Annotated in this window: 27 protein-coding genes and 9 tRNA genes; 33 read left to right on the top strand and 3 right to left on the bottom strand. The window is 43.8% G+C overall.

Features of this window, described 5'->3' with window-relative positions:
• Window positions 1-68 precede the first annotated feature (68 nt).
• Window positions 69-1,148 carry an NAD(P)/FAD-dependent oxidoreductase gene (locus E2626_RS05280; RefSeq protein ID WP_166786743.1) on the top strand — a complete coding sequence of 360 codons (1,080 nt, stop codon included), beginning with the start codon at window positions 69-71 and terminating at the stop codon, window positions 1,146-1,148.
• A 218-nt stretch (window positions 1,149-1,366) separates the two neighbouring features.
• Here E2626_RS05280 and E2626_RS05275 read toward each other — a convergent pair whose 3' ends face one another.
• Window positions 1,367-2,554, bottom strand: a complete 1,188-nt coding sequence (locus E2626_RS05275) for a dicarboxylate/amino acid:cation symporter (protein ID WP_134380464.1) — start codon at window positions 2,552-2,554, stop codon at window positions 1,367-1,369.
• A gap of 280 nt (window positions 2,555-2,834) precedes the next feature.
• Here E2626_RS05275 and E2626_RS05270 point away from each other — a divergent pair, with 280 nt between their 5' ends.
• From E2626_RS05270 to cshA, 5 genes are all read left to right on the top strand, one after another.
• Window positions 2,835-3,905, top strand: a complete 1,071-nt coding sequence (locus tag E2626_RS05270; protein WP_134380461.1) for a D-alanine--D-alanine ligase — start codon at window positions 2,835-2,837, stop codon at window positions 3,903-3,905.
• Between the two features lie 13 nt (window positions 3,906-3,918).
• Window positions 3,919-5,280 (top strand): UDP-N-acetylmuramoyl-tripeptide--D-alanyl-D-alanine ligase, encoded by a 1,362-nt coding sequence (locus E2626_RS05265; protein WP_134380458.1) that lies wholly within the window; start codon window positions 3,919-3,921, stop codon window positions 5,278-5,280.
• 594 nt (window positions 5,281-5,874) lie between these two features.
• The gene (locus E2626_RS05260; RefSeq protein ID WP_134380455.1) at window positions 5,875-6,588 is read left to right on the top strand and encodes an alpha/beta hydrolase; all 714 of its coding nucleotides are present in this window, start codon (window positions 5,875-5,877) and stop codon (window positions 6,586-6,588) included.
• 82 nt (window positions 6,589-6,670) lie between these two features.
• Window positions 6,671-6,871, top strand: coding sequence for a hypothetical protein (locus tag E2626_RS05255; protein ID WP_134380452.1), 201 nt, complete (start codon window positions 6,671-6,673; stop codon window positions 6,869-6,871).
• 78 nt (window positions 6,872-6,949) lie between these two features.
• Window positions 6,950-8,410, top strand: a complete 1,461-nt coding sequence (gene cshA, locus E2626_RS05250) for a degradosome RNA helicase CshA (protein ID WP_279587251.1) — start codon at window positions 6,950-6,952, stop codon at window positions 8,408-8,410.
• 40 nt (window positions 8,411-8,450) lie between these two features.
• Here cshA and E2626_RS05245 read toward each other — a convergent pair whose 3' ends face one another.
• Complete coding sequence (locus E2626_RS05245; RefSeq protein WP_134380449.1) at window positions 8,451-9,005, bottom strand: hypothetical protein; 555 nt, start codon at window positions 9,003-9,005, stop codon at window positions 8,451-8,453.
• A 162-nt stretch (window positions 9,006-9,167) separates the two neighbouring features.
• On the opposite strand from E2626_RS05245, the gene E2626_RS05240 reads away from it, so the two are divergent.
• Window positions 9,168-9,650 carry a PH domain-containing protein gene (locus tag E2626_RS05240; protein ID WP_134380446.1) on the top strand — a complete coding sequence of 161 codons (483 nt, stop codon included), beginning with the start codon at window positions 9,168-9,170 and terminating at the stop codon, window positions 9,648-9,650.
• Window positions 9,643-11,163, top strand: a complete 1,521-nt coding sequence (locus E2626_RS05235; protein WP_134380443.1) for a PH domain-containing protein — start codon at window positions 9,643-9,645, stop codon at window positions 11,161-11,163. Before E2626_RS05240 ends, E2626_RS05235 begins: the two co-directional genes overlap by 8 nt.
• Window positions 11,164-11,202: 39 nt before the next feature.
• Here E2626_RS05235 and E2626_RS05230 read toward each other — a convergent pair whose 3' ends face one another.
• Entirely contained in the window at window positions 11,203-11,799 is a 597-nt protein-coding gene (locus E2626_RS05230) for a rhomboid family intramembrane serine protease (protein ID WP_134380440.1), read from the bottom strand.
• Between the two features lie 65 nt (window positions 11,800-11,864).
• On the opposite strand from E2626_RS05230, the gene acpS reads away from it, so the two are divergent.
• The 25 genes from acpS (at window position 11,865) to E2626_RS05105 (ending at window position 25,220) form a co-directional block, all read left to right on the top strand.
• The gene (acpS, locus tag E2626_RS05225) at window positions 11,865-12,221 is read left to right on the top strand and encodes a holo-ACP synthase (protein WP_134380437.1); all 357 of its coding nucleotides are present in this window, start codon (window positions 11,865-11,867) and stop codon (window positions 12,219-12,221) included.
• Window positions 12,222-12,786: 565 nt separating this feature from the next.
• Window positions 12,787-13,800, top strand: coding sequence for a LolA family protein (locus tag E2626_RS05220; RefSeq protein ID WP_134380434.1), 1,014 nt, complete (start codon window positions 12,787-12,789; stop codon window positions 13,798-13,800).
• Between the two features lie 45 nt (window positions 13,801-13,845).
• Entirely contained in the window at window positions 13,846-15,000 is a 1,155-nt protein-coding gene (gene alr, locus E2626_RS05215) for an alanine racemase (RefSeq protein ID WP_424955117.1), read from the top strand.
• A gap of 151 nt (window positions 15,001-15,151) precedes the next feature.
• Entirely contained in the window at window positions 15,152-15,433 is a 282-nt protein-coding gene (locus tag E2626_RS05210) for a CopG family ribbon-helix-helix protein (protein ID WP_134380428.1), read from the top strand.
• A 4-nt stretch (window positions 15,434-15,437) separates the two neighbouring features.
• On the top strand, window positions 15,438-15,788 hold the full coding sequence (locus E2626_RS05205) for a type II toxin-antitoxin system PemK/MazF family toxin (RefSeq protein WP_134375994.1): 351 nt from the start codon (window positions 15,438-15,440) through the stop codon (window positions 15,786-15,788).
• Between the two features lie 115 nt (window positions 15,789-15,903).
• Window positions 15,904-16,731, top strand: a complete 828-nt coding sequence (locus E2626_RS05200; RefSeq protein ID WP_134380425.1) for an STAS domain-containing protein — start codon at window positions 15,904-15,906, stop codon at window positions 16,729-16,731.
• Between the two features lie 3 nt (window positions 16,732-16,734).
• The gene (locus E2626_RS05195) at window positions 16,735-17,091 is read left to right on the top strand and encodes an STAS domain-containing protein (RefSeq protein WP_039807352.1); all 357 of its coding nucleotides are present in this window, start codon (window positions 16,735-16,737) and stop codon (window positions 17,089-17,091) included.
• A 4-nt stretch (window positions 17,092-17,095) separates the two neighbouring features.
• Window positions 17,096-17,497, top strand: a complete 402-nt coding sequence (locus tag E2626_RS05190) for an anti-sigma regulatory factor (RefSeq protein ID WP_134380422.1) — start codon at window positions 17,096-17,098, stop codon at window positions 17,495-17,497.
• 16 nt (window positions 17,498-17,513) lie between these two features.
• Window positions 17,514-18,524, top strand: a complete 1,011-nt coding sequence (locus E2626_RS05185; protein WP_134380419.1) for a PP2C family protein-serine/threonine phosphatase — start codon at window positions 17,514-17,516, stop codon at window positions 18,522-18,524.
• Between the two features lie 164 nt (window positions 18,525-18,688).
• A complete protein-coding gene (locus E2626_RS05180) occupies window positions 18,689-19,021 on the top strand; it encodes an anti-sigma factor antagonist (protein WP_134380416.1) in 333 nt (110 codons plus the stop codon).
• A gap of 2 nt (window positions 19,022-19,023) precedes the next feature.
• A complete protein-coding gene (rsbW, locus tag E2626_RS05175; protein ID WP_134380413.1) occupies window positions 19,024-19,494 on the top strand; it encodes an anti-sigma B factor RsbW in 471 nt (156 codons plus the stop codon).
• On the top strand, window positions 19,472-20,266 hold the full coding sequence (sigB, locus tag E2626_RS05170; RefSeq protein WP_134380410.1) for an RNA polymerase sigma factor SigB: 795 nt from the start codon (window positions 19,472-19,474) through the stop codon (window positions 20,264-20,266). Before rsbW ends, sigB begins: the two co-directional genes overlap by 23 nt.
• Window positions 20,266-20,859, top strand: a complete 594-nt coding sequence (locus tag E2626_RS05165) for a PP2C family serine/threonine-protein phosphatase (RefSeq protein WP_134380407.1) — start codon at window positions 20,266-20,268, stop codon at window positions 20,857-20,859. The genes sigB and E2626_RS05165 overlap by 1 nt, the downstream gene beginning before the upstream one ends.
• 99 nt (window positions 20,860-20,958) lie before the next feature.
• Window positions 20,959-23,130 carry a Tex family protein gene (locus E2626_RS05160; RefSeq protein WP_134380404.1) on the top strand — a complete coding sequence of 724 codons (2,172 nt, stop codon included), beginning with the start codon at window positions 20,959-20,961 and terminating at the stop codon, window positions 23,128-23,130.
• Window positions 23,131-23,144: 14 nt separating this feature from the next.
• Window positions 23,145-23,558 carry a hypothetical protein gene (locus tag E2626_RS05155; protein WP_134380401.1) on the top strand — a complete coding sequence of 138 codons (414 nt, stop codon included), beginning with the start codon at window positions 23,145-23,147 and terminating at the stop codon, window positions 23,556-23,558.
• Window positions 23,559-23,574: 16 nt separating this feature from the next.
• Window positions 23,575-24,048: a SprT family protein gene (locus tag E2626_RS05150; protein WP_134380398.1), complete on the top strand. Its 474-nt coding sequence runs from the start codon at window positions 23,575-23,577 to the stop codon at window positions 24,046-24,048.
• A gap of 310 nt (window positions 24,049-24,358) precedes the next feature.
• Window positions 24,359-24,433: transfer RNA gene (locus tag E2626_RS05145), tRNA-Asn, on the top strand.
• Between the two features lie 7 nt (window positions 24,434-24,440).
• Window positions 24,441-24,531: transfer RNA gene (locus tag E2626_RS05140), tRNA-Ser, on the top strand.
• A 6-nt stretch (window positions 24,532-24,537) separates the two neighbouring features.
• Window positions 24,538-24,612, top strand: a tRNA-Glu gene (locus E2626_RS05135).
• Window positions 24,613-24,642: 30 nt separating this feature from the next.
• A tRNA-Asp gene (locus E2626_RS05130) sits at window positions 24,643-24,718 on the top strand.
• 8 nt (window positions 24,719-24,726) lie between these two features.
• A tRNA-Gln gene (locus tag E2626_RS05125) sits at window positions 24,727-24,801 on the top strand.
• Between the two features lie 4 nt (window positions 24,802-24,805).
• Window positions 24,806-24,881: transfer RNA gene (locus E2626_RS05120), tRNA-Lys, on the top strand.
• Between the two features lie 12 nt (window positions 24,882-24,893).
• Window positions 24,894-24,975 (top strand) — tRNA-Leu (locus tag E2626_RS05115).
• A gap of 73 nt (window positions 24,976-25,048) precedes the next feature.
• A tRNA-Leu gene (locus tag E2626_RS05110) sits at window positions 25,049-25,134 on the top strand.
• 9 nt (window positions 25,135-25,143) lie between these two features.
• A tRNA-Arg gene (locus tag E2626_RS05105) sits at window positions 25,144-25,220 on the top strand.
• Window positions 25,221-25,294: the final 74 nt, after the last annotated feature.

The following is a 25,294-nucleotide window of genomic DNA, read 5'->3' as shown; positions in this document are numbered from 1 at the left end:
AGAAGCATGTACGCTTTATTTTCCCGGCAGCTGCCTGATAGAATAGAGAAAACGCTCAGGAGGAAATGATGCAAACAATTGTACTTGCCGGGGGTGGGCACACGCATCTTGAAGTATTACGCCGGCTTACTGCTGAACGTGATACAGAGGTGAAGTGGATTCTCGTGTCAGCATCCCGCTACCATTATTATTCCGGCATGTTCTCAGGCTTTGCCGAAGGACTCTATACGCTTGAAGAAATCCGGATTGATCTGAAGAAAATATGCACAGATAAAAATATTGATTTTATAGAAGATACGCTTCAATCTTTTGACCCTGAAAAAAGAGAAGTCGTCTTATCATCAGGAGAGCGGCTGCCCTACGACCGTCTTTCACTCGATATCGGCTCACACACAGCGCCGGACAAAATAGAAGGTCTCACAGAAAAGCAGGTGCAGATTAAACCTGCTCATCTGTTTCCGGATCGGATTGAAGCTTGCCGTAAAGCAAAAGAGCTTGTGATCATCGGCGGAGGTGCAGCAGCCGTTGAGATGGCTTTCTCATTTCATCAGTGGAAGCAGCAGAACGGCCGTAAATATGACCGCGTCACTGTCATCGCATCGAGCGACCTGATTGATCAAAAATCAGATGCTGTAATTGAAACACTTTTTAACCATAAAGGCATCCGCTATTTTAAGAACGATGTCGCAGTGAAGGTAACAGACCGTTATGTGGTAACCGAAGGCGGGGAAGAGGTTTCGTATAATGAAGTCATCTTCCTCGGGGGTGCCCAGGCACCTGAACTGCTGGGAGAATCCGGCCTGCCGGTTGATGAAAAAGGCTTTATCAAAGTCAACGCCTGCCTTCAGACGCCTGATGACAGCAAGGTTTTTGCAGCAGGAGATTGCGCTGCGCTGACCACACACCCGGAACTGCCAAAAAGCGGCGTCTATGCGGTGAGGCAGGGGGAAGTACTCCATCATAACCTGATGGCGAGCCTCAAGCGTGAGGGAATGAAAGACTATACACCTCAACGCCGTGCATTGATCCTGCTTTCCGCAGGTGGGAAACAGGCACTTATGCTTTACGGAAAGTGGCGTCAATTCGGTAGCTGGGCCTGGTGGTGGAAGGATTATATCGACCGGAGTTATATGAAGAAGTATCAGTGAGTGAACAGAAAAAACCGGAACGTGCTGGGTGCACGCTCCGGTTTTTCTGTTAATAGTCAGTTTCGGGGTAGTGGGTATATTGTCATGAAGCTTCGAACATGCCTGTCTGAACGCCGAACGTGGGATGTTTTTCTCCGAACATTGGGCGGTAACCTTCGAACAACCGCGTTTATTCTCCGAACACCACGTGTTTTTCTCCGAACCTGTTACCCCACTAATTAACCAGCCTTCACCGCCGCTTCACCCTTCACTTTCCGCTTAGTAAAACGGTCTACAATTGAACTGATGGCACCATCGCCAGTTACATTTGTTGCAGTGCCCAGGCTATCCTGTGCCAGATATAGTGCAAGCATCAGTGACGTCATGGCACCTGAGAAACCAAGCATTGATTCGAGGAGTCCGAGTGAAGCCACAACAGCACCTCCAGGAACACCTGGTGCAGCAATCATCGTGACACCAAGCATCAGGATGAACGGGAAGATTTGACTGAACGTTGCAGTTTCTCCCTGAATCAGCATGACAGCCATTGCGCAGCTGACAAGCGTAATCGTACTTCCTGCTAAATGAATATTTGCGAGGAGCGGTACACAAAAGTCTGCTGTTTTTTCACGGACGCCCATTTTCTTTGACTGTTCAAGTGTCACAGGAATCGTTGACGCAGAAGACTGCGTACCAAGTGCAGTAAAGTATGCCGGCATCATGGTTTTGAACATGACAAATGGATTTTTTCCGTGCAGTGAACCGGCAGTTGTATACATCATCGCCAGGTACAAGATGTGCAAAATGATAATCATGACAAACACAAGCAGGAAAACGTTGATAATTGCACTTACTTGCCCACCCTGAGTCATATTAGCGAAAATACCGAATATGTGAATAGGAAGGAGTGGAATAATGATCTTTTCAATCAGCATTTGAATAATCGACCTGAATTCTTCAAGTCCTTTTTGCAGAACGCTGTTTTTGAAAGCAGAAATCCCTACTCCTAATATGAATGACAGTAATAGAGCAGACATGATGCCCATCACTGGTGTCATTTCTACACCAAAGTATCCGCTAAGCAATGCTTCCTCAGGATTATCGAATGCTCTTGATGCTTGAGAACCCAGCAAAATGGGGTATAGGGTTGTAGCACTTAAAAAAGCAAGTACCCCGGCAATAATCGTAGACGCATAGGCAATACCGGCAGTCAGGCCAAGCGCTTTACCTGCACCTCGACCCATTGCACCAATACCTGGAGCGATAAAAGCAATGATGATTAAAGGAATCGCAAATGACAGAAAGCCGCTGAATAGATCATTGAAAGTTGCCGCTACGCGAACCAGCCACTCGGGACTGATGCTGCCTATTGCTATACCAAGCGCAATCGCAATGATAATGCGGGGAAGTAATCCAATTTTTCTCATGGTAAAGTCCTCCTGTTGTGTACAGTTGTATTTAATAGAAGGATTATAACGTGATGGTTATAGCTTGTTAAGGGAAAAAACTTAAAAAATAATAATAAAATTATTTAGAATTATCAGTAAAATTAAAGGTTTATGGTGGGTGAAGTAGGTTTTTTGTTATAGTAAAAAAACAAAAATTCGATTCGTCAAACTCATTTCTGTTTTTGAAAAACGTGATAAGATGGAAAGAGATTTTTAAAAACAATTTTTTTACATAGAGATCAATTGGAGGATTATATAAATGAAAATAAAGTTATGTTTATTGTTCGGAGGAAAGTCTGCAGAGCATGAAGTTTCACTGCAAACTGCTAAAGCAGTCATTAAAGCGCTGGATTTAACAAAATTTGATATTGATCCAGTATTCATTACTAAAGATGGTGAATGGAGAAAGGGGGCGTCCTTATCGGCGCCTGTAGAAGATGTAAAAGAGCTTCAGTTTGGTCAACAGTCAGAAGTTTCACCTGCTGAAGCAATGACAAATGTGCCGGCAGCACCCGGTGCGACGTATGATATTGTCTTTCCGCTGCTGCATGGACCAAACGGAGAAGATGGTACTGTCCAGGGACTTTTGGAAGTGTTGAATGTTCCTTATGTGGGCAATGGTGTGCTGGCTTCATCAGCAGGAATGGATAAAGTGATTATGAAAAATCTTTTCCGTGATGCTGGGCTGCCCCAGGTGAACTATACTTCATTTATCCGTTCTGCATGGGAACAGGATCGGGAAGTAAGTTACTTGAAAACAGAAGAAGAAATTGGCTATCCATGCTTTATTAAACCGGCCAACCTGGGATCAAGTGTGGGAATCAGTAAGTGTACGAACCGTGCTGAACTTGAAGCAGGCTTTGAAGAAGCGTTTCAATTTGATCGTAAAATTGTGATTGAACAAGGCGTTAAAGCCCGTGAAATAGAACTTGGTGTGATTGGAAACGACTTTCCTGAAGTATCCGTTCCAGGTGAAATTGTGGCTAAAAAGGATTTTTATGATTACAAATCGAAGTATGTCGATGGTGATTCCGTGATGGTCATCCCTGCAGAGCTTTCTGAAGGATTGACTGAAGAACTACAGCGGATGGCTAAAAAAGCATTTCAGACAGTCGACTGTTCAGGTTTAGTCCGTGCAGACTTCTTTGTCACAGAGGACAATCAAATCTTTATCAATGAAATCAACACCATGCCAGGATTTACTCCTTACAGCATGTTCCCGTTATTATGGGAAAACACAGGCGTTGCATATGCTGAACTGATTGAAAAGCTCGTCCAGTTTGGAATCGGACGTTATCAAGAGAAACAGAAATTAAAAACTTCAATTTAAGGAGAAGTCAGCTATGAAAAAAACGTTAAAAGAGATTGCTGCGATGCTTCATGCAGATGCTCCTTCACCGGAATTTGCAGACACAGTCGTTGAAGGGGCCAGTATTAACACGCTGACCATCCAGCCCGGGAATCTTTTTATCCCATTTAAAGGTGAGCGTACAGACGGCCACAAATATGTTCGCCAGGCCTTAGAAAAAGGAGCCGGTGCTGCATTATGGCAAAAAGATGTGCCGGATGCACCGGAAGATTTGCCGGTTATTTTAGTGGATGATTCTGAAAAAGCACTTCAGCATCTGGCAGCGGCTTATAGACGGGAAAACCATTTTAAAGTTGTTGCAATTACCGGAAGCAACGGGAAGACGACAACAAAAGATATGATTGCCGGCGTCCTTTCAACAAAATACAGCGTGCAGAAAACTGATGGCAATTTCAACAATAACCTTGGACTCCCGCTGACATTATTGAATATCAAAGAAACGACTGATGTTGCGGTGCTGGAAATGGGTATGAGCGGATTTGGTGAAATCGAACTGCTGAGTAATATCGCTACGCCGGACATTGCGGTTATCACGAACATCGGTGAATCCCACCTCCAGGATCTTGGTTCAAGAGAAAACATTGCTAAAGCGAAATTTGAAATCATCTCCGGGTTAAATCAAAATGGCATACTGTTTTACTATGGTGACGAACCATTGCTAAGATCACTCGTTGAAAAAGCAGATGGATTGAAGAGTGCATCCTATGGTTATGATGAAACAAATGGACTTTATCCACGAAAAACAGAAATTGATGAAGCAGGAAGTCGTATTCAGCTTGGCACGGAAGAAGCGTGGGTATCAATTCCGGTACTGGGCAGACATAATGTGCTGAATGGTCTGGCAGCAATCCGCACAGCACTTCACCTCGGGCTGACGCTTGAGGAAATTGAAGAAGGATTTGGGAAGATGGAAATGACTGCAATGCGTATGGAACGTGTTGAAGGATCCGGTGGCGAAGTATTTATCAACGACACCTACAATGCCAGTCCTACTTCAGTGATGGCTGCACTTCAATTTCTTGAAGAAGCAAAGGTTGAAGGTAAGAAAATTGCTGTTCTCGGTGATATGCTCGAACTCGGTGAAAACGAAGAACAATTCCATCGTGAAATTGGACAGCAAATGAATGTGAACGAAATCCCAGTACTCCTGACTTTCGGACCGCGATCAAGATGGCTGGCAGAAGAAGCCATACTAAGAACACCGCTCGTCTACTGGTTCAGAGATCATGCAGAATTGGTAAGAGAACTGAAAAAACATCTCTCAAAAGGTGACCTCATCCTCGTAAAAGGATCGCGCGGCATGGAACTCGAAAAAGTAATCGACGCATTCAGATAAAGAACGTATTTCTAAAGCCGTCCATTGAGGGCGGCTTTTTGAGTTGACTATATAGGCTGGTGGTGTGATCGATGCTGGTGACAATAAACCGTCAATTTCGGTATCATTACCATGGAATGGCCGGATACTGCCGTCAACGCTGCCGATACGACCGTGAACCCTGATGTATCCTACCGTCAACGGACATATCACAACCGTCGCAAGCCAACACAGCGGGGTCGGAGTTCAAAGAGACACTTTTTTAATCATTCTAAAATTAAACCGGCAGACTCCGCTCTGCTGCGCTGTCTGTAAAATGGAAGATCAATTTCTTGATCGGGTCATATTCACTATGACTATAACGGTGCAGCTATTGTTTTATGCAGAAACTAGCTGCCCCTCGGAGTGGAGGGCGGAGACTCCCGCCCCAGGAAGGGACAGGTGAGACCCCGGAATGTGAAGCATGAGGAGGCTCACCGCCCGGGGGCAGGAAAGCGCAGTCCTCCACGGAGAGGGGCAGCGGTTTTTTAAGAAGACACTTGTAGAAATAACATGCTGATTCAAAAAACACAAAAATGGGTATAAAAACAACAGAAGGTTGAACGGAGGGAAGTCATGGGACAGACAGGATGCTTACTGCTTCACGGGTTTACAGGCGGTGCTTATGAAGTGAACCCGCTCGCGAGATACTTGCGCGAACACACCGACTGGATCATATCAGTACCAGTGCTTCCAGGACACGGAAGGCACCTCAGACTTCACGAAACAAATGCAGTAGAATGGATCACCTATGCTGAAGAAGAACTGAAAAGACTCTATCTATACTGTGACGAAGTATATGTCATCGGTTTTTCAATGGGAGGCTTAATTGCAACCTATCTGACTATACATTATCCGGTAAAAAAACTTGTCCTGTTAAGTGCAGCAGCGCTTTATATAAACCCGAAACAGATTTTCAGCGACATGAAAGTCGTGATGACGGATACACTGCGAAAAAAACTGCATGAAAATGAGTGGTTTGGTCATTATAAATATAAGCTTTTTCACACACCCATCCGATCTGCGAGAGAATTCAGACGGCTGGCTTCATACGTTGTACCGCTCCTGCCAAAAATCAGAGTACCCGTTTTCATTGCCCAGGGACAAATGGATGGAATCGTCCCTCCAAAAGCTGCAAGGTTCGTTTATGATCGCGTTGGAACTTACCAAAAAAGATTATATTTATCAAAATCGTCGAAACACCTGATCTGCTATGGGTCCGACTGTGACAAGCTTTTTTATGAGATCGCTTTCTTTTTGAAACAGGAGAAAGTTCCCGACAATGGATGATTGTGTTTTGAAAATAGACATGATAAGATACGTAAGACATCTGCTACAATTAGCAAAAAGCTCTCTTATTTATGAGAAGAGTGTGATAAAACTTTTAAATACGTTAAACGGATTTCTCCGTAATGGACTGAATGCGTCCTGCGTATTTTTGATGGTTGTCTTTAACCAGTATGAAAGACCAATTGAAGTATTGGCATCTCTGACGCACTCGGCCTATGACCGGGTTTTATTTTTTGGGGAAGAAATGCCCCCGCTTATTTTAACCGTTAAGGACAACGAATAAAGGCTGTCGCAGTCTTCTGAGCGATCTTAGCTATGTGTATGAAATAGATGATTCACAAAACAAAGGAGTTTGAAGGATTTGACACTTTTTTCAGAATTACCAATTAGTCCAGTTATCCAAAAAGCAATAACACGTATGGGGTTTGAAGAGGCAACGCCGATTCAGGCTGAAACAATTCCTTTATCATCAGAAGGAAAAGACATTATCGGACAGGCGCAGACAGGTACAGGTAAAACTGCTGCTTTCGGAATTCCTATGCTGGAGAAAATTGATACAAAATCACAAAATATTCAGGGTCTGATTATTGCTCCAACTCGTGAACTTGCGATTCAGGTATCAGAAGAACTTGACCGTATCGGTAGCGAAAAGCGTGTACGCGTTCTTTCGGTATACGGCGGACAGGACATTCAGCGCCAGATTCGCGCAATGAAGAAAGGACCTCATATCATTGTAGGTACACCTGGTCGTCTTCTTGATCATATTAAGCGCCGCACGCTTAAACTTGATGAAGTAAACACACTTGTACTTGATGAAGCAGATGAAATGCTTAACATGGGATTCATCGATGATATCGAATCGATTCTTAAAAATGTTCCTGACACACGCCAGACGCTATTGTTCTCAGCAACAATGCCTGGACCAATCCGCAAAATTGCTGATCGTTTCATGAAAGACCCTGTAGTTGTAAAAGTACAGGCAAAAGAGATGACTGTAGAGAACATCGAACAGTTTTTCGTAAAATCTCATGAACGCGAGAAGTTCGACGTTCTTTCACGTCTGCTTAACGTTCAGTCACCTGAACTTGCAATTGTTTTCGGACGTACGAAGCGCCGCGTTGATGAGCTTGCACGTGCACTTGAAATCCGAGGCTACATGGCTGAAGGAATTCACGGTGACCTTACACAGGCGAAACGTATGAGCGTTCTTAAGAAGTTCAAAGCAGGCCGCATTGATGTGCTTGTTGCAACAGACGTTGCTGCACGTGGACTTGATATTTCAGGCGTAACACACGTTTATAACTATGATATTCCTCAGGACCCAGAAAGCTATGTACACCGTATCGGACGTACAGGCCGTGCTGGTAAAAAGGGAATGGCGATGACATTCGTTACACCTCGTGAAATGAACTATCTTCGTGTTGTTGAGCAGACAACAAGAAAGAAAATGGAGCAAATGCGTCCACCAAGTTCATCTGAAGCACTTGAAGGACTTCAGCGCGCAGCTGTTGATGAATTGACAGAAACAGTTAAGAAGAACAACCTTGAAGAGTACAAAGTACTTGCACGTGAGCTGGTAAACAATGGTGACGACTCATTGGATCTAATCGCAGCTGCTCTTAAGATTCTGACAAAAGAGCCTGACGAAACACCAATTGACATCACACCTGAACGCCCACTCACTTCTAAAAAGAAATCATATCGCAAAGACGATAAAAAGTTCGGCAACCGCGGTGGAAACCGTGGAGGCAAATCCGGCGGCGGAGGCAAACCTTACAACAGCCGTCAGCGTCAGCCGAAGCGTCAATCTAGAGACTCATAATTAGGTATGAAAAAGCTGCTCCGGAAATCCGGAGCAGCTTTTATCTTTCTTCAAACGTAAAAATAATTCCATTGGACTGCAGCATACCATCGATTTTAGGGAATGCACTCTGCATCTGCCCATTTCTATGGAACGCGAGATCTTCACCATTACTCATTTTAAGAATTAATGTATCATGCTCCACTTCTTCGTTTTGTTTCAGCAATACTGCACCCTCAATTTCACTCCAGGCGTACTCATCTGCTGAGAAAGAAAATAAGTCATTATGTATAATCTTTTCCTCTCTTAAGATGGAGTAGTTTGTAACACTCAGCACAAGAACTATGAGTGCAACAGCTAATGCCCCAAATCCGGCTCCTTTGAAAACCTTTCCTTCCTTATACATGAAAAAGAAAAAGGCTGAGAGCAGAAGACCGAAAGCACCAAACAAAATATTGGAGATCATCGGTGTCTGAATAGTGATCACATCACCATAAGAAAAGAATAAGTAATGAAGCATGTTCGGGCCGATAAAAGCAAGAATAAGACCGGTAATAAATGTGATAACGCTTAGCACGATCCACATCATATTCCCTTCAGAAAAATCCGGGTTCATGTAAATCCTCCTTACAATAATTTCATATTCTACTATACAGATTTTTTTGAGAAAAGTTTCATTTTTTTAACTATTTGCGCTAAAAATTTCTGAAACATATAAGGAACCGGACTCGTATGATAAAGTAAGTACATAAGAGACATATAGATAGGAGAGAAAACGATGGGGAGACAGGAGCCTAAAATGCGGATTTCAGAGCGGGCTTTAACCGTCTGGAAGCTGTATGGCTGGATTTCTGCAGCATTTACTTTGCTTGCGGGGGCAGCAGTTACGGTATTGGCTATTTTATTTGACTGGTCTGTGTGGTTTATTATTGGCGCTGTGGCAGCGTTAATACTTGAAATCATATTATTTGTATTCGTTTTGCCGACACTGAAGTGGAAACGCTGGCGCTACGAAGTAAGAGAAGAAGAAATAGAATTACAGCACGGGATTTTTATTATTACACGTACACTTGTGCCGATGGTTCGCGTGCAGCACGTTGATACAGAGCAGGGGCCTATTTTGCGTAAATACAATCTAGCTACGATCAGCATTTCAACAGCAGCAACGATTCATCAGATCCCTGCACTTGATATTAACGAAGCGGATGAGCTGAGAGACTCGATTTCTGCTTTAGCAAGGGTGGCGGAAGACGATGTCTGAAGAGAAACGCCTGCATCCGATTACAACCGTCATGAATGCACTGAAAACGTTAAAAGAAGCGTTTATTCCGATTGTGATACTCGTATTTTTGAACCGTGGTGAAGCTGAGTCAATTTTGGACTATTTACCATTCTTTATCATGGGTGCAATGATTATTCTTTTTTTATTTCTCGGTGTTATCAAATGGTGGAGGTTCAAGTACTGGCTTGAGGAAGGAGAGCTCAGAATTGAACAGGGGCTCTTTGTTAAGAAAAAGCGATATATTCCTTTTGAGCGTATTCAAAGCCTGAATTATACAGAAGGCATCCTTCACAGACCTTTAAAGCTCGTTAAAATTAAGGTCGAAACGGCGGGCAGCTCTGCGAGTCAGGAATCAGAAGCCGAATTAACGGCGATTACGAAAGAGGAAGCAGATGAACTGAATCGTATTATATCTGCTGCAAAGAAAAAGCTTAAAGAAGGTAATACAGAAGAGTTTGATGGTGACACTTCAATTGTTGAGGAACAGCCGGAAGAGCGTGTTTTGTATAAAATGAGCGCAAAAGATCTCATCGTGATGGCAACGACTTCAGGAGGCGCGGGTGTTGTACTCGGTGGTGTGCTGATATTTCTATCACAGTTCGGAGAATTTATTCCTTACGAAGCCGTTTTTGAAGAACTTGTTGATATTGTAGAGACAGGATTTCTGCTCGCGGGTGTTGCGGCAGTATTTGTATTTTTAATTGCCTGGCTGATTGCTGTAGGTATGACTTTTCTCCGTTATGCAGATTTCACAGTGAAATTGGTTGATAAGGACATTGTGATTACAAGAGGTCTGCTTGAAAAGAAACAGACCACTGTTCCTTTGAAAAGAATTCAGGGTATCCGATTTGATCAGAATATTGCAAGAGAACCTTTTGGTTATACCTCTGTCACGATTGAAAGTGCGGGTGGTTCGGTGCTTGAAAAAGATTCCAATGCGATCAGGCTGCTCCCGATGATTCGTGAAAAAGAGGCATTTCCAATTCTCAACGAAATTATGCCGGATTATCAATGGAAAACAGCATTTACAGGCGTGCCGAAGCGATCTCTAAAGCGATATATATTCTGGAAGATGCTATTTTCGCTTGTCATCATCGGGCCGGTGTCTTACTTCTTTTTCCCGCTTGGTCTTATTTCACTCGTATTGATTCCGCTTGCTGCCGGACTTGGCTGGCTTCAGTACAAAACTGCCGGCTGGAGTGCTTCTCATGATCAGCTGACGTTGAAGTACCGCGGATTCAGTAAACAGATTGTGTATATGAAGAAGAAGCGGATACAATCCCTTGCGTGGACGCAGACGATCTTCCAGCGCAGAGGTGATGTCGCAACGATTCATTCAACGATTAAATCTTTTGCCAGCGGAAGTCACAGCAGTATTGCACATGTAGCGCAGGACGATGCAGAACTGCTGATGGAATGGTATAGTCCTGAAGCAGAAGTGAAAAAGGTGCATGATCCGGTCAGGTTAGATCCTGAAGTTGAAGGTCATTAACGTGAAAAATGCCTGGAGCCACTGAGCTCCAGGCATTTTCTATTCACGTCGCCGCTGCTGAAAGATGAACAAACCAATGAATATACCGGCTGCAAGTCCTGCAAGGTGCGCGGTTATGTTGATGTTTGATCCGAAAAACGTCATGACAACACTGATGACGATAACGGGTACCATGACCTGCCTGATTTCCATCGGGGCAGCCTGTTTGTAAATGAGCCAGATCGCCCCATACAGACCGAATAATCCAAAGATCGCCCCGCTAGCGCCGACTGAGAGATAATCGGGAGGCTGCAGCATCCAGGTTGCTACGTTGGCAATAATACCTGCAAGCATGTACACGACGATAAACTGGAATGACCCAAGAAGCCGCTCAAGCGCCGGTGCAAACAACACTAAAGAAAAAGTGTTAAACAGAACATGCCACAGATCAGCGTGTGCAAAGATCGGTGTGACAAGCCGCCAGTATTCTCCCTCGGAAATCAAACCATTGATTCCAGCCAGAGACAAAAGAACATTCCATCCAGTACCACCCGGAATGGAAGTGGCAATAAATACAAGCGCATGTATCAAAATCAACAGCGATACGACAGGGTAAAACCTGATAAACTGTGATAAGCTTTCAGTACGTAAAAACAAATGAAATCCTCCCTGTAACTGATTAATTTAATCATACAGGATTTTATACGAAAAAGGTGACTCAGATGATTCATGGAATCGGCTTGGATATCGTAGAAATAGACCGGATTGCAAAACTGCTGGAAAGACAGCCGAAAATAAGCAGCCGCGTGCTGACTGAGCGGGAGCAGAAACAGTTTGAGCTGCTTGGAAAAAATAGAAAAATTGAATTTCTCGCAGGGAGATTTGCGGTCAAAGAAGCTTATGCTAAAGCACTTGGCTGCGGCATTGGACGTGAATTATCTTTTCAGAATATAGAAATTTTAAAAGAGGATTCAGGACGTCCTTACATTTACAATTCGGATTATAAAGTACACGTGAGTATTACCCATACAAAAGAATATGCTGCCGCGCAGGTAGTGATAGAGAAGACAGGCGAGTAGGTACGCCTGTCTTTTTATGTGAATCGCGTGCATGGCGGGATTCGCAGCTCGCGCGAGGTCCGGAGATGCAGCAATTACTGTGCAGGTTGTAGCGTTCCGCACGCAGTAGGTAGCAATCCACCCGGGAAGTTGTAGTAATGCACCGGGTGAGCGGTAGCAATTTGCTAATTTGAATGTTGTGTCCGTCCCCAAAAACGCCCGCCTCCGCTTTTCTACTTGTCCAGCTCCGGCTCGCAGGGACTAGTGCGCTTCCCGCAGCTCATTTCGATCAGTCAACATCGGCTCACTCTGTTCACCGTGTTTCCTTTATCTTAATCGCTTCAGTCCAGCGCATACGCCCTAAACGCCCGCTTCCGCTTTTCATGTTGTCCAGCTCCGGGCGCTAGCTCCTCGGGTCATAAGTCACGCAGCGAAAAAGGGGAAGTGCACCCTTTTCCCGCTCCGCGTCTTATGCCTGTCGGAGCTGAACGAGCACCCTCCGCTTTTCATGTCATACAAGCCCATCTCCTTTCATACACTTAGAGTGCATTGGCAAAGACGCTTAATGAGTGAAGGGGAGGAAACCATGAAGAAAATCGCTCTCTGTTTGATAACGGTCTTTTTAGTGATGCTGCTGGCTGCGTGCGGTGAGAAGACAAGGGAAGAAGCGGCTAAGGATTTAATGGACAAGGTGGAGCAGACAGACAGCTACAAAGCAAAGGCGAAAATGGTATTTAAAACTGGGGAAACTCCTCAGGAATACGATGTGGAAGTGTGGCATATGAAACCTCACTTTTACCGTGTTCACCTGAAGCATGCTGAAGATAAGCAAAGCCAGATGATTATCAGAAACGACGAAGGTGTATTTGTACTGACGCCGGCACTCAATAAAAGCTTCCGCTTCCAGAGTGACTGGCCTTCAAACGGCAGTCAGGCTTATCTGGCAGAATCTCTTGTAAAGGATATTCAGGAAGACAAGGAAGCAGTCTTTACTGAAAAAGAAGGACAATATGTATTTGATACGAAAACCAGGTACAAGCATCAGCATATGTTCCCTCTCCAGCAGGTTATTTTTGATAAAAAAACACTGGCACCTACAGACGTGAAGGTGAAGGATGAGGAAGGGAACGTGAAGATTGAGCTGAGCTTCAGTGAAGTGGATTATGAAGCGTCATTCGACAAGAGTGATTTTAACCTTGAGAAGAATATGATGGGTGCCCAGCTTGAAATGCCGGTATCCGGTGATGGTGAAGAAACAGAGGATTGGGCTGTGCTTTACCCGACAGCAGAAATTGAAGGGGCTGCCCTGACGGAAGAAAAAGAAGTGAAAACAGATAACGGAAGCCGCATGATCCTGACATATGAAGGAGCAAAAAGTTATACCATTATTCAGGAGAAGCTGGATGCTGCGCCAGTGATGCTGACAACCTCTGAGGCGTCAGGAGAAATGGCAGATCTCGGTTTTGCAGTAGGCGCAATGACAGAGCATTCACTTGAGTGGACCTACAATGGTGTAAGTTATCTTCTTGCTTCCCATGATCTGACACAGGAAGAAATGCTCGAAGTAGCTCGCTCAGTTCAAGGGTCTATGATAAAATAACGGCATCCTGACAGGAGAGAATCCTGTTATAAGAGAAGGTGCCATATGATGACAAACAGCGAATTTTACAGAGATACCTGGATTGAAGTTGATCTGGATGCGATCAGTTACAATATCAGTCAACTGTCTGAACAGCTTCATAAAGACACAGTCATTATGGCAGTTGTAAAAGCGAATGCTTATGGACATGGCTATTTGGAAGTTGCGGAAACAGCACTTGAGAGCGGAGCGGAATGGCTTGCAGTTGCGTTTTTAGATGAAGCACTTTTTCTGAGAAAGCACGGTTTTACCGCTCCGATTCTGGTGCTTGGCGCAACACGTCCTGAAGATGCGGGTATTGCCGCACAGCACGGAATACGTCTCACTGTATTTTCAGCAGCGTGGATGAAAGCGGCACGGGGATTTTTAGACCATGAAACACTTAATATTCATCTTAAAATTGATACAGGTATGGGCCGGCTGGGCTTTACTGAAAAAAATGACCTGATGGAAGCGGAAAGGCTTGCATCGGATTATACGCAGCTGCAAATTGAAGGCGCGTTTACTCATTTTGCAACAGCGGACGAGCCTGACCGGGCTTATGCTGATCAGCAGCATGAGCGTTTCATGGAATATCTGAATGTGTTAAATCACGAGCCGAAGATGATTCACGCTTCTAATAGTGCAGGTGCTTTTTTGCGGGATAATACGGCTTTTAATGCTGTCCGGTTCGGGGTCTCAATGTACGGACTAGTGCCTTCAGGTGACATTCGCAGTGAAATGCCTGTGCGGTTAAACCCGGCGCTGTCCCTGTTCACGAAGATCGTTCAGGTTAAAAAGCTGAAGCAGGGCGGGAAAGTCAGTTACGGCGCCACTTACACAGCAGGACAGGACGAATGGATTGCAACGCTGCCAATTGGTTATGCTGATGGGTGGATCAGGCAAATGCAGGGGTTTGAAGTGATTGCAGGAGGACAGCGTGCAGAGATCGTCGGACGGGTCTGCATGGATCAGTGCATGATCAGGCTTCCTTTTGAAATGAAAGAAGGGACAACAGTCATTCTAGTTGGAAGCGAGGGTGAAGATCGTATTCTATTGGATGATATCGCGGCCCACAATGGCACCATTCACTATGAATCTGCCTGTCTTTTAGCAGCACGGGTTCCACGGATTTATAGGAAAAACGGTATAAAAAATAAGGTCTTTAATCATCTTAATTAATCATTTTTGCAAAGAATTGTCAGATATTTTCTCAGAGTACCTTTTCAGGTTCCACATTTAGTGTTAATATAAACATGGACTTGAATGATGAATGAACAAGAGAATAATTGATAACAAAAAATAGGTACGCATGATGGTGGAGGTGTAGTTTGTGTCGGAATCCAGCGCAACAACAGAAATCTTGGTACGTTTACCAAAGCAACTGCTCACAGAACTGGAAGCGTTTGCGGAGAAAGAAGAATTAAGCTGCAGCGATTGTATTTATCGCGCAACAAAATCTTATGTCCGTGACAGACGCAGAAAACAAACTCAGGATGCTATGCGCCGGGGCTATATGGAAATGGCGAAAATCAATTTATCAATGGCTTCGGAAGCACTTCAGGCAGAATACGAAGCAGACCATACCATTGAACGACTGGTAAGTGGGGGATAACGCTTTGATAGTGAAGCGTGGAGACGTATTTTTTGCTGACCTATCTCCCGTTGTCGGTTCAGAGCAAGGTGGAGTCCGCCCCGTTCTCATCATCCAAAACGACATCGGAAATCGGTTTAGCCCCACAGTAGTGGTCGCCGCAATTACAGCACAGATTCAAAAAGCCAAGCTCCCTACCCACGTTGAAATCAGTTCAAAGCGTAACGGCTTTGAACGTGATTCAGTTATTTTGCTGGAACAGATCAGAACGTTAGACAAACAACGATTAACAGACAAAATAACCCATCTGGATGACGAGACGATGGATAAGGTAGACGAGGCACTTCAAATCAGCCTTGGCTTGGTTGACCTCTAATGTGGAAAACGCTCTTTGTGGAGCGTTTTTTTTCTTATGAATAGACCCACAGGCTACACTCATCTATAATGGAACATAAGTACGAATATAGAATGATAGGTAAGAGGTGAATTCTTTGTATAACAAAATAGCCGGGCATATCGAAGAACATCGCGAAGAGCTCGAAAAGATTTGGAAGGACAGGCTGATCAACGATGGAGAAGAACGCATCATTGACGTGATGCCTCAGCATATATTTGAATCAACAAGCACGGACTTTTTTGACATTATTCTTCTGAATCTTAAAGACAAAGGCAGAGAGTACAAGGTGAAACTTGTAAACTTCTCTGATAAGGTTGTGAGGCTCGGCTGGCCAGTTGCGCTGGTTATGAAAGGATTGAGAGAATTTGTACATACTGTGCAGGAAAACTTAGTCCAATATGGAAGTATTGATAAAGAACGTGAAGGCGATTATCTTGAGCTGCTTGATAAATGGATGACCCCTATTTCAAATGAAATTGTACAAACTTATGCTGAAACATGGGAAAAAACCGTATCGTTGCAAAAGATGGCGCTTCAGGAGCTCTCTGCTCCATTAATCCCGGTAGTTGACCAGATTTCAGTCATGCCGCTGGTCGGAACAATTGACACAGAGCGTGCAAGACTTGTGATGGAAAATCTGCTTGACGGAGTGGTAAACCATCGCTCAGAGGTCGTGCTGATTGACATTACAGGCGTACCTGTCGTAGATACAATGGTCGCTCATCATATTATCCAGGCAGCAGAAGCTGTTCACCTGGTAGGCGCAAAATGCATGCTCGTAGGCATACGCCCGGAAATTGCTCAAACGATTGTGAATCTGGGCATTGATTTGGATAGATTCATTACCACCAGCACAATGAAAAAAGGTGTTGAGTTGGCACTAGAGATGACTGGCAGAAAAATAGTGGAGTTGGAGGGGTAAACAGTGAGAATTCCTATCTTAAAACTGAACGATTGCCTTTTGATTTCGATTCAATGGGAGCTGGATGACCAGACTGCCCTTGAATTTCAGGAAGATTTGCTAAAAAGAATTCACGAAACCAACGCACGTGGCGTTGTAATTGATATTACATCAATTGATTTTATTGATTCATTTATTGCCAAGGTACTTGGAGATGTGATCAATATGTCAAGGTTGATGGGAGCTAAAGTCGTCATTACAGGTATTCAGCCAGCAGTAGCCATTACACTGATCGAGCTTGGAATCAGACTTGATGACGTGATGACAGCCCTCGACCTGGAAAAAGGTTTAGAGAAACTTCAACAGGAATTGGGGGACTGACCATATGGAAATCCAATCCTGTGTATCCATTCTCAATGAATGGGATATCGTAGCTGCCCGTCAGCTCGGTAGAAACGTAGCGAAAGAACTGGGATTTGGAACTGTGGATCAGGCTAGAATTACGACAGCCATCAGTGAGCTTGCCCGAAATATTTACCTCTATGCAGGAGAAGGTCAGTTATGTATTGACCGATTAAATGAAAATGGTAAAGCAGGGCTTCGGATTATTGCACTGGATAAAGGTCCGGGTATTCCAGATATCAGAAAAGTAATGGAAGATGGTTTTTCAACTTCAGGGGGTCTGGGGGCTGGCCTACCGGGTGTAAGAAGGTTAATGGATGACTTTAACATTGACTCTGACCCGGGTGAAGGTACAGAAATCCGCTCAACTAAATGGCTCCGATAAGGGAGGCGTTTGACGAATGAATAAACAGGAAACATTAGAAGAGCAATTCAGTAAGATTTTACAGGAATATATAAATAACCAGTCTGAGCAGGCCTTATACGCTGCTCAGCAATTCAGCCGGACAGCCCTTGAAAAAAAGGTGCCGCCGGAAGAAGTGATCAGTCTGCAAAAAAGCGCGATGCAGGAGTTAATGCCCGACCTCTCACCGGAAGTCTGGCATTCTTTTGATATTCTGCTGGAAGTCATGACTGCCTATGGATTTGCTTTTAGAGAACACCAGAGTTTGCTGGCTACACAAAAAGAGTTAAAAAATGAGATGGAAATTGCATCGAATGTTCAGGAGACTCTGCTCGGGACCTCAGTGCCTGAAGTAGACGGTCTTGAAATAGGAGCGCTCAGTGTGCCTGCCAAACAGATGAATGGTGATTACTATCACTTTGTTCACGACGGCGATCACTCGGTCAATATTGCGATTGCTGATGTAATCGGAAAAGGGATACCTGCTGCTCTTTGCATGTCTATGATTAAATATGCAATGGACAGTCTTCCTGAGTACAGAAAAGACCCAAGTGCTGTACTTGAAAGCTTGAACAGAGTGGTTGAACAGAACGTTGACGATTCAATGTTTATCACCATGTTTTACGGAATGTATGAACTTAGAAGCAATATTTTGCATTTTGCTTCTGCAGGTCATGAGCCCGGCTTCTTCTATCGCTATAAAGATAAGGAGTTTCTGGACCTTGAAGCTAGAGGACTTCTTCTCGGCGTTGATAAAAACGCTAAATATAAGCGGTATGAGCAGGCTGTTGAAATAGGGGATATGGTGATTCTCATGTCAGATGGTGTAACGGAATGCCGTACAGATGAAGGGTTTATTGAACGTGAAACTTTAATCTCCTACATTAATGAGTACATAGAGCTCCCGCCTCAGGAAATTGTGAATAAAATATTCCGGGACCTTGAACGTCTTCAGCATTTTCAATTGAGAGATGACTTTACAATTATTATCCTTAAAAGAACGAAATAGTTTTAAGACTAAGAGGTTTAGCTATCAAAAGTTAGGGTAGTTTACAAGTACGTCTTACGGAGATTTTGAGAACAGTGACAGTGCACTGCTCACTTTAGTTATACATTAAAGCTGAGTGGCAGTCAGACACTGAAGCAGGACATTAGAAAAAAGGTGGAAATAACATGAATATTAAAGTTGATATAAAAGAGCAGACAGAGGATTTTGCGAAACTTGTTATCGCCGGTGAAATAGATGCTTATACAGCGCCAGTGCTGAGAGAAAAAACTGAGCCGCTTTCAAAGCAGGAAGGTATGAAGGTTGTGGCAGATTTATCTGAAGTAAGCTATATGGACAGTACAGGCATCGGTGTGTTTGTCGGGTTATTCAAAGGGATTAAAGCGAATGGCGGACACCTCCAGCTAACTGGACTTTCTGACCGTCTCAAACGACTTTTTGATATTACTGGGCTTGCAGAGATCATGGATATTAACCCCGAAGTAAAAGGTGGAATGTAAAAATGAAACCATTTGATTATATCGAAATGAAAATTCCCGCTAAAGCCCAGTACGTAGGTGTTATACGTCTGACTATTTCAGGCATAGCAAGTCGTATGGGCTTCACTTATGATGATATCGAAGATCTGAAGATTGCAACGAGCGAAGCCATTACAAATGCTGTACAGCATGCTTATAAAGAAAATGATGAAGGTGAAATCGTTGTTGGCTTTGCGCTGTATAGTGACCGTTTGGAAGTCATTGTGGCAGATCATGGTTCAAGCTTTGATTTTGTGAAGGTGAAAGAAGAAGTGGGGCCTTACAATGAAGGTTCTGATGTCGACATGCTTCGTGAAGGCGGGCTTGGTCTTTACCTGATTGAAAGTCTGATGGACAACGTGAAGATCAGTCAAAAAGAGGGTGTAACAGTCTTCATGACAAAGTACATTGAGGAAGAGCAGGTGGAGAGGGATGCGGAAACTGTCTCAACCTAATCAACCAAGCAAAGACGAAGTGCTGAAATGGATTAAAGCCTACCAGGAAACAGAAGATCAGGAAGCACAGCATAACCTGGTTGTGCATTACAAGAACCTTGTAGAATCCATTGCAAGAAAATATTCAAAAGGTAAATCTTATCATGAAGACATCGCTCAGGTTGGCATGATTGGTCTGCTTGGTGCGATCCGTCGTTATGATGATACTTTTGGAAAAAGCTTCGAAGCATTTGCTATCCCAACGATTATTGGTGAGATCAAACGATTTTTACGTGACAAAACCTGGAGCGTTCATGTTCCAAGAAGAATTAAAGAGCTCGGTCCGAAAATCAAAGCCACTGTAGAAGAGCTGACAACAGATCTGCAGCGCTCGCCAAAGGTAAGCGAAATTGCGATGCATCTTGAAGTTTCTGAAGAAGAAATTCTGGAAGCGATGGAGATGGGTAAAAGTTATCAGGCTCTTTCGGTGGATCATTCAATCGAAGCTGACTCTGACGGCAGCACCGTTACGCTGCTCGACATTGTTGGAAGCATGGATGACAATTATGAAAAAACGGATCAGCGTATGGTACTTGAAAAAGTACTTCACGTGTTGAGTGAAAGAGAAAAACAGATTATTCAATATACGTACCTTGAAAACATGAGTCAAAAAGACGCCGGTGATATGCTTGGTATCTCTCAGATGCATGTGTCCAGACTGCAGAGAAGAGCCATCAAAAAACTGCGTGATGCGATCCAGCAGGAAAATTCACAAGATAGTGATTTTGCCTGATGGAAGTACTTGACAACAGTTTAGTAACAGTACACGCTGGACAGTACACAAAAAAAGGACGTCAGGACTGCGGTGACAGTTATTATTTCACTGCGACTGATGATTATTTCATCTGTGTTTTAGCAGATGGTCTTGGAAGTGGGAAATATGCCCATGAAGCTTCCCAGGCTGTGTGTAGTGTTGTGGAAGAACATGTGGAGGAAGATGTAGCGCAGCTGATGGTAAGAGCGAATGATTCTGTGGTGAAAAAAAGAGGAGCGGCAGTCGCAATTGTGAAAATTGAATATGCAACCAGACAGGTTACATACAGCTGTGTGGGAAATATCCGTTTTTACTTTTACTCTGAAGAAGGGAAACTGACTTACCCTTTACCTGTAACAGGTTATTTGTCAGGCAGACCCCAGGAATACAAAACCCAGAGTTTTACCTATGAAGATGGCGCATCTTTCCTTATTCACTCAGACGGACTTCAGATCACGCGTGTACGGCCGCTGCTACAGTCAGGACGTTCAATTGACTATATTTCAACGTATCTCGATTCGATTGTTTCGGAAGATGATGATACAACTTTTATCATTGGGAGACTGCCTTAAAAGGTGGTTTCTTTTTTTTGCAATGACAAGTCGCAAAGCAGTTAGCGTGATTGTGGTACAATTGATCACGGATATCATTATAGAAAGGCAGTGAATGGGATGGAAACACATAACCAACAGATCGCCCGTCTGGCAGCAAATATTTCAATTGACGCCACTAAAGTTGAGAAAGTCATTCAGCTTTTAGATGAAGGAAATACAGTGCCATTTATTGCACGTTACCGGAAAGAAATGACAGGTGCGCTTGATGAAGTTCAGATCAAAAATATTTCTGACAGCTGGGTATACCTGCAGAATCTTGAAACAAGAAAAGAAGAAGTGCTTCGCCTTATAGAAGATCAGGACAAGCTGACCGATGAGCTGAAACAGTCCATTGTAAAAGCAGATAAACTTCAGGCAGTAGAGGATCTTTACCGTCCATATAAACAAAAAAGAAGAACACGTGCGACAAAAGCGAAAGAAAAAGGACTTGAACCGCTGGCGAAATGGCTGTTATCTTTCCCTAAATCAGGAGACGTGGAAGAGAAAGCCTCCGAATTTATTTCTGTGGAAAAAGAAGTACCAACCACAGAAGAAGCACTTGCAGGTGCAAGAGATATCATCGCTGAAATGCTCGCAGATGATGCGAAGATACGTGAATACATAAGAAACCAGACATTCAGAAACGGTAAAATCACTTCTGCCGTTAAAAAAGCAGAGCTTGATGAAAAAGGAATCTTCGAAATGTACTATGAATACGAAGAGCCCGTTTCGAAAATTGTTCCGCACCGTACCCTTGCGCTTAACCGAGGAGAAAAAGAAGAAGTGCTGCGCGTATCAATTCATCCTGATCAGGAAAGAATCTTGTCTGAATTGAAACGTAAGCATGTGAAATATCCTCAGTCGGTATCAGCAGGCCAAATTTCAGAAGCCATTGAAGATAGCTATAAGCGACTGATCCTACCCTCGATCGAAAGAGAGATCAGGAACGAGCTGACAGAAAAAGCGGAAAACCAGGCAATTCATATTTTTTCTGAAAACCTTAAAAACCTTCTGCTTCAGGCTCCTTTAAAAGGGAAGAAAGTGCTGGGAGTTGACCCTGCTTACCGGACAGGCTGTAAACTGGCGGTTGTAGATGATACAGGGAAAATGCTTTATATTGGCGTTATTTATCCGCATACAACAAAGGATCCTTCAAAGGCAGCTCAAATATTTAAAAAAGTTGTAAAAGACTATGACATTGAACTTGTTGCAATCGGGAACGGGACTGCTTCCAGAGAAACTGAACAATTTGTAGCGGATCAGCTTCAGGAAATCGATCAGGAAGTATATTATCTAATCGTCAATGAAGCGGGAGCAAGTGTATATTCTGCTTCTGAAGTTGCACGCGAAGAATTTCCTGATCTGCAGGTAGAAGAACGAAGTGCAGTGTCCATTGCAAGAAGACTGCAGGATCCGCTGGCTGAACTTGTGAAGATTGATCCGAAATCAGTCGGTGTCGGTCAGTACCAGCATGACGTTTCACAAAAGAAACTGAATGAATCTCTGACATTTGTTGTTGAAACGGCAGTAAATAAAGTCGGAGTGAATGTGAACACAGCCTCACCATCACTTCTGCAATATGTGGCAGGCTTATCAAAAACCGTTGCACAGAATATTGTCAAAGCACGTGATGAAGCTGGTAAGTTCAGCAACCGAAAGCAGTTAAAGAAGATTCCACGTCTCGGCGCAAAAACATATGAGCAGTGTATCGGATTCCTCCGTATTGCAGAAGGGGAAAATCCTTTAGATCGTACAGGCATTCACCCTGAGAATTATCAGGACGTTGAAAAAATGATCAAACAGACTGGGTTTGATTTGAATGCGATCGGTTCAGAAGACCTGAAAGCAGCCATCATCCAAAAAACACCGGAAAATTGGTCTGAAGAGACCGGCATCGGCATTCATACAATGAAAGATATCATTGAAGCGCTGATCCGCCCGGGACGAGACCCGCGTGATGAGCTCGATAAACCGATTCTGAAAAAAGATGTATTAAAAATGGAAGACTTGAAGCCTGGCATGGAACTTCAGGGCACTGTCCGCAATGTAGTGGATTTCGGAGCCTTCGTAGACATTGGTGTAAAACAGGATGGTTTAGTGCATATCTCGAAATTAAAAAAGGGATTTGTTAAGCATCCGCTCGATGTCGTATCACTAGGTGACGTTGTAACAGTATGGATTGAGCAGGTTGATGTGAAAAAAGGCAGAATCGCAATCACAATGCTGCCGCCTGCAGATCAAGCTAATTAATTGGAGGAAAATAAATGGTCTACTATATCATTGCCATCGCTGCAGCCATTGCAGCGCTTGGCATCACGTTTAATTATATTGCCCACCTCGGTACAGTTGTAAAAACTGCAGAGGGACGCGGTGATCAGGGTATGACAGTATCAACAGTCTTAACACGCTTCTTCTTTTCAACAATGATCATCGAACTCGTGCCAATCGTCGTCATGATACTTGCGTATGTTTTAATGGATAAGCCGGACAACGGACTCCCGATCATACCGCTCGTGATCATATTTGCTGCAGCTGCCTTTGGTATTATGCAAGTGCTGACAAGAATGAACCAGAAAGTTCCCGCAGAAGTGAAAGGGCAGGTCCGTTCATTCTCTTTAATCAGTCTGCAATTAATCATTTCCATGCCATTAGTGGCTGTCATCTTCCTATTCATTTAAATGGAGTGTTCAGACTGTGACAAATGAGGAACTGCAAAAATTAACAGAGCACATTTCTCTTGAGTCGTTCGGAAAGAAGTTTTGTCACCTTGCTTACTTCAATGGACGGCTCAGAACAACGGGTGGAAGATATCTTTTAGTGAGTCATCACATTGAAATAAACAAAAAGTATCTGGATGAGCACGGTTATGAAGAACTTGTGGGAATCATTAAACACGAACTCGCACACTACCACCTTCATATAGAAGGAAAAGGGTATCAGCATCGTGACCGTGATTTCAGGGAACTGATTAAAAGAGTAGGTGCGCCAAGATTCTGTACACCGCTTCCATCACAAAAGAAAAGGCAGATTCCGAGAAACAAGGTTTATGAATGTGAAGCCTGCGGAATTGTATATCACCGAAAAAGAAAATTCAATACTAGCAAATACCGCTGCGGCAAATGCAGAGGAAAGCTGAACTACTTAGGTGTGGATCAGTCGCTTGTTTAACACGAAAGGTTCCCGGAGATCTTGAAAGTTCCGGGAACTTTTTTAAATGGTTGATATCATAATAGAAGGAACGTAATCAGTTTTTATATAGTTGTTTCTTCTGGGGGTATTGCTTTTGACATCACCATTTAAATGTGGTAAATTACATTCACTAGGCTTAGAAGCAGACGAATTACATAAGAAAATTCATTTGAATTATTTTATTAAAATGATTGACTTTCGTTTTGAGTGTCTGTTATGATATTAAACGTCGGCAAGAGAGACGCTATATGAAATACATAAGGCTTGCTGCAAAATTGAATGTTATCGTTCCACAGTAGCTCAGTGGTAGAGCAATCGGCTGTTAACCGATCGGTCGTAGGTTCGAGTCCTACCTGTGGAGCCATTTTTATGGGGAAGTACTCAAGTGGCTGAAGAGGCGCCCCTGCTAAGGGTGTAGGTCGTGTAAGCGGCGCGAGGGTTCAAATCCCTCCTTCTCCGCCAGAATTAGGCCCGTTGGTCAAGTGGTTAAGACACCGCCCTTTCACGGCGGTAACACGGGTTCGAATCCCGTACGGGTCACCACTTATTTTTGAAAAGTACATACTATGATTTGGTCCCGTGGTGTAGCGGTTAACATGCCTGCCTGTCACGCAGGAGATCGCCGGTTCGATCCCGGTCGGGACCGCCATTTTTTATTGGGCTATAGCCAAGCGGTAAGGCAACGGACTTTGACTCCGTCATGCGTTGGTTCGAATCCAGCTAGCCCAGCCATTTAGAGCCATTAGCTCAGTTGGTAGAGCATCTGACTTTTAATCAGAGGGTCGAAGGTTCGAGTCCTTCATGGCTCACCATGATTTTTATATGCGGGTGTGGTGGAATTGGCAGACACGCTAGACTTAGGATCTAGTGCCGCAAGGCGTGGGGGTTCAAGTCCCTCCACCCGCATTATTATTTATTTTAAAAATGATTGACAACGAAATGATATATTGATATAATATTATTTATCGCTCGGATACGAGCGGTCGTGGCGGAATGGCAGACGCGCTAGGTTGAGGGCCTAGTGGGAGAAATCCCGTGGAGGTTCGACTCCTCTCGACCGCACCAAACAAGTTAGCGCCCGTAGCTCAATTGGATAGAGCGTTTGACTACGGATCAAGAGGTTAGGGGTTCGACTCCTCTCGGGCGCGCCATATTTTTTCATAACATACCGCGGGTGTAGTTTAGTGGTAAAACCTCAGCCTTCCAAGCTGATGTCGTGAGTTCG

The sequence above is a fragment of the Jeotgalibacillus salarius genome (genome assembly GCF_004405125.1).
In the GTDB taxonomy this organism is placed as follows: Bacteria; Bacillota; Bacilli; order Bacillales; family Jeotgalibacillaceae; genus Jeotgalibacillus; species Jeotgalibacillus salarius.
The sequence above is the reverse complement of the archived record's forward strand: the minus strand, read 5'-3'. Positions and strand labels throughout refer to the sequence as shown.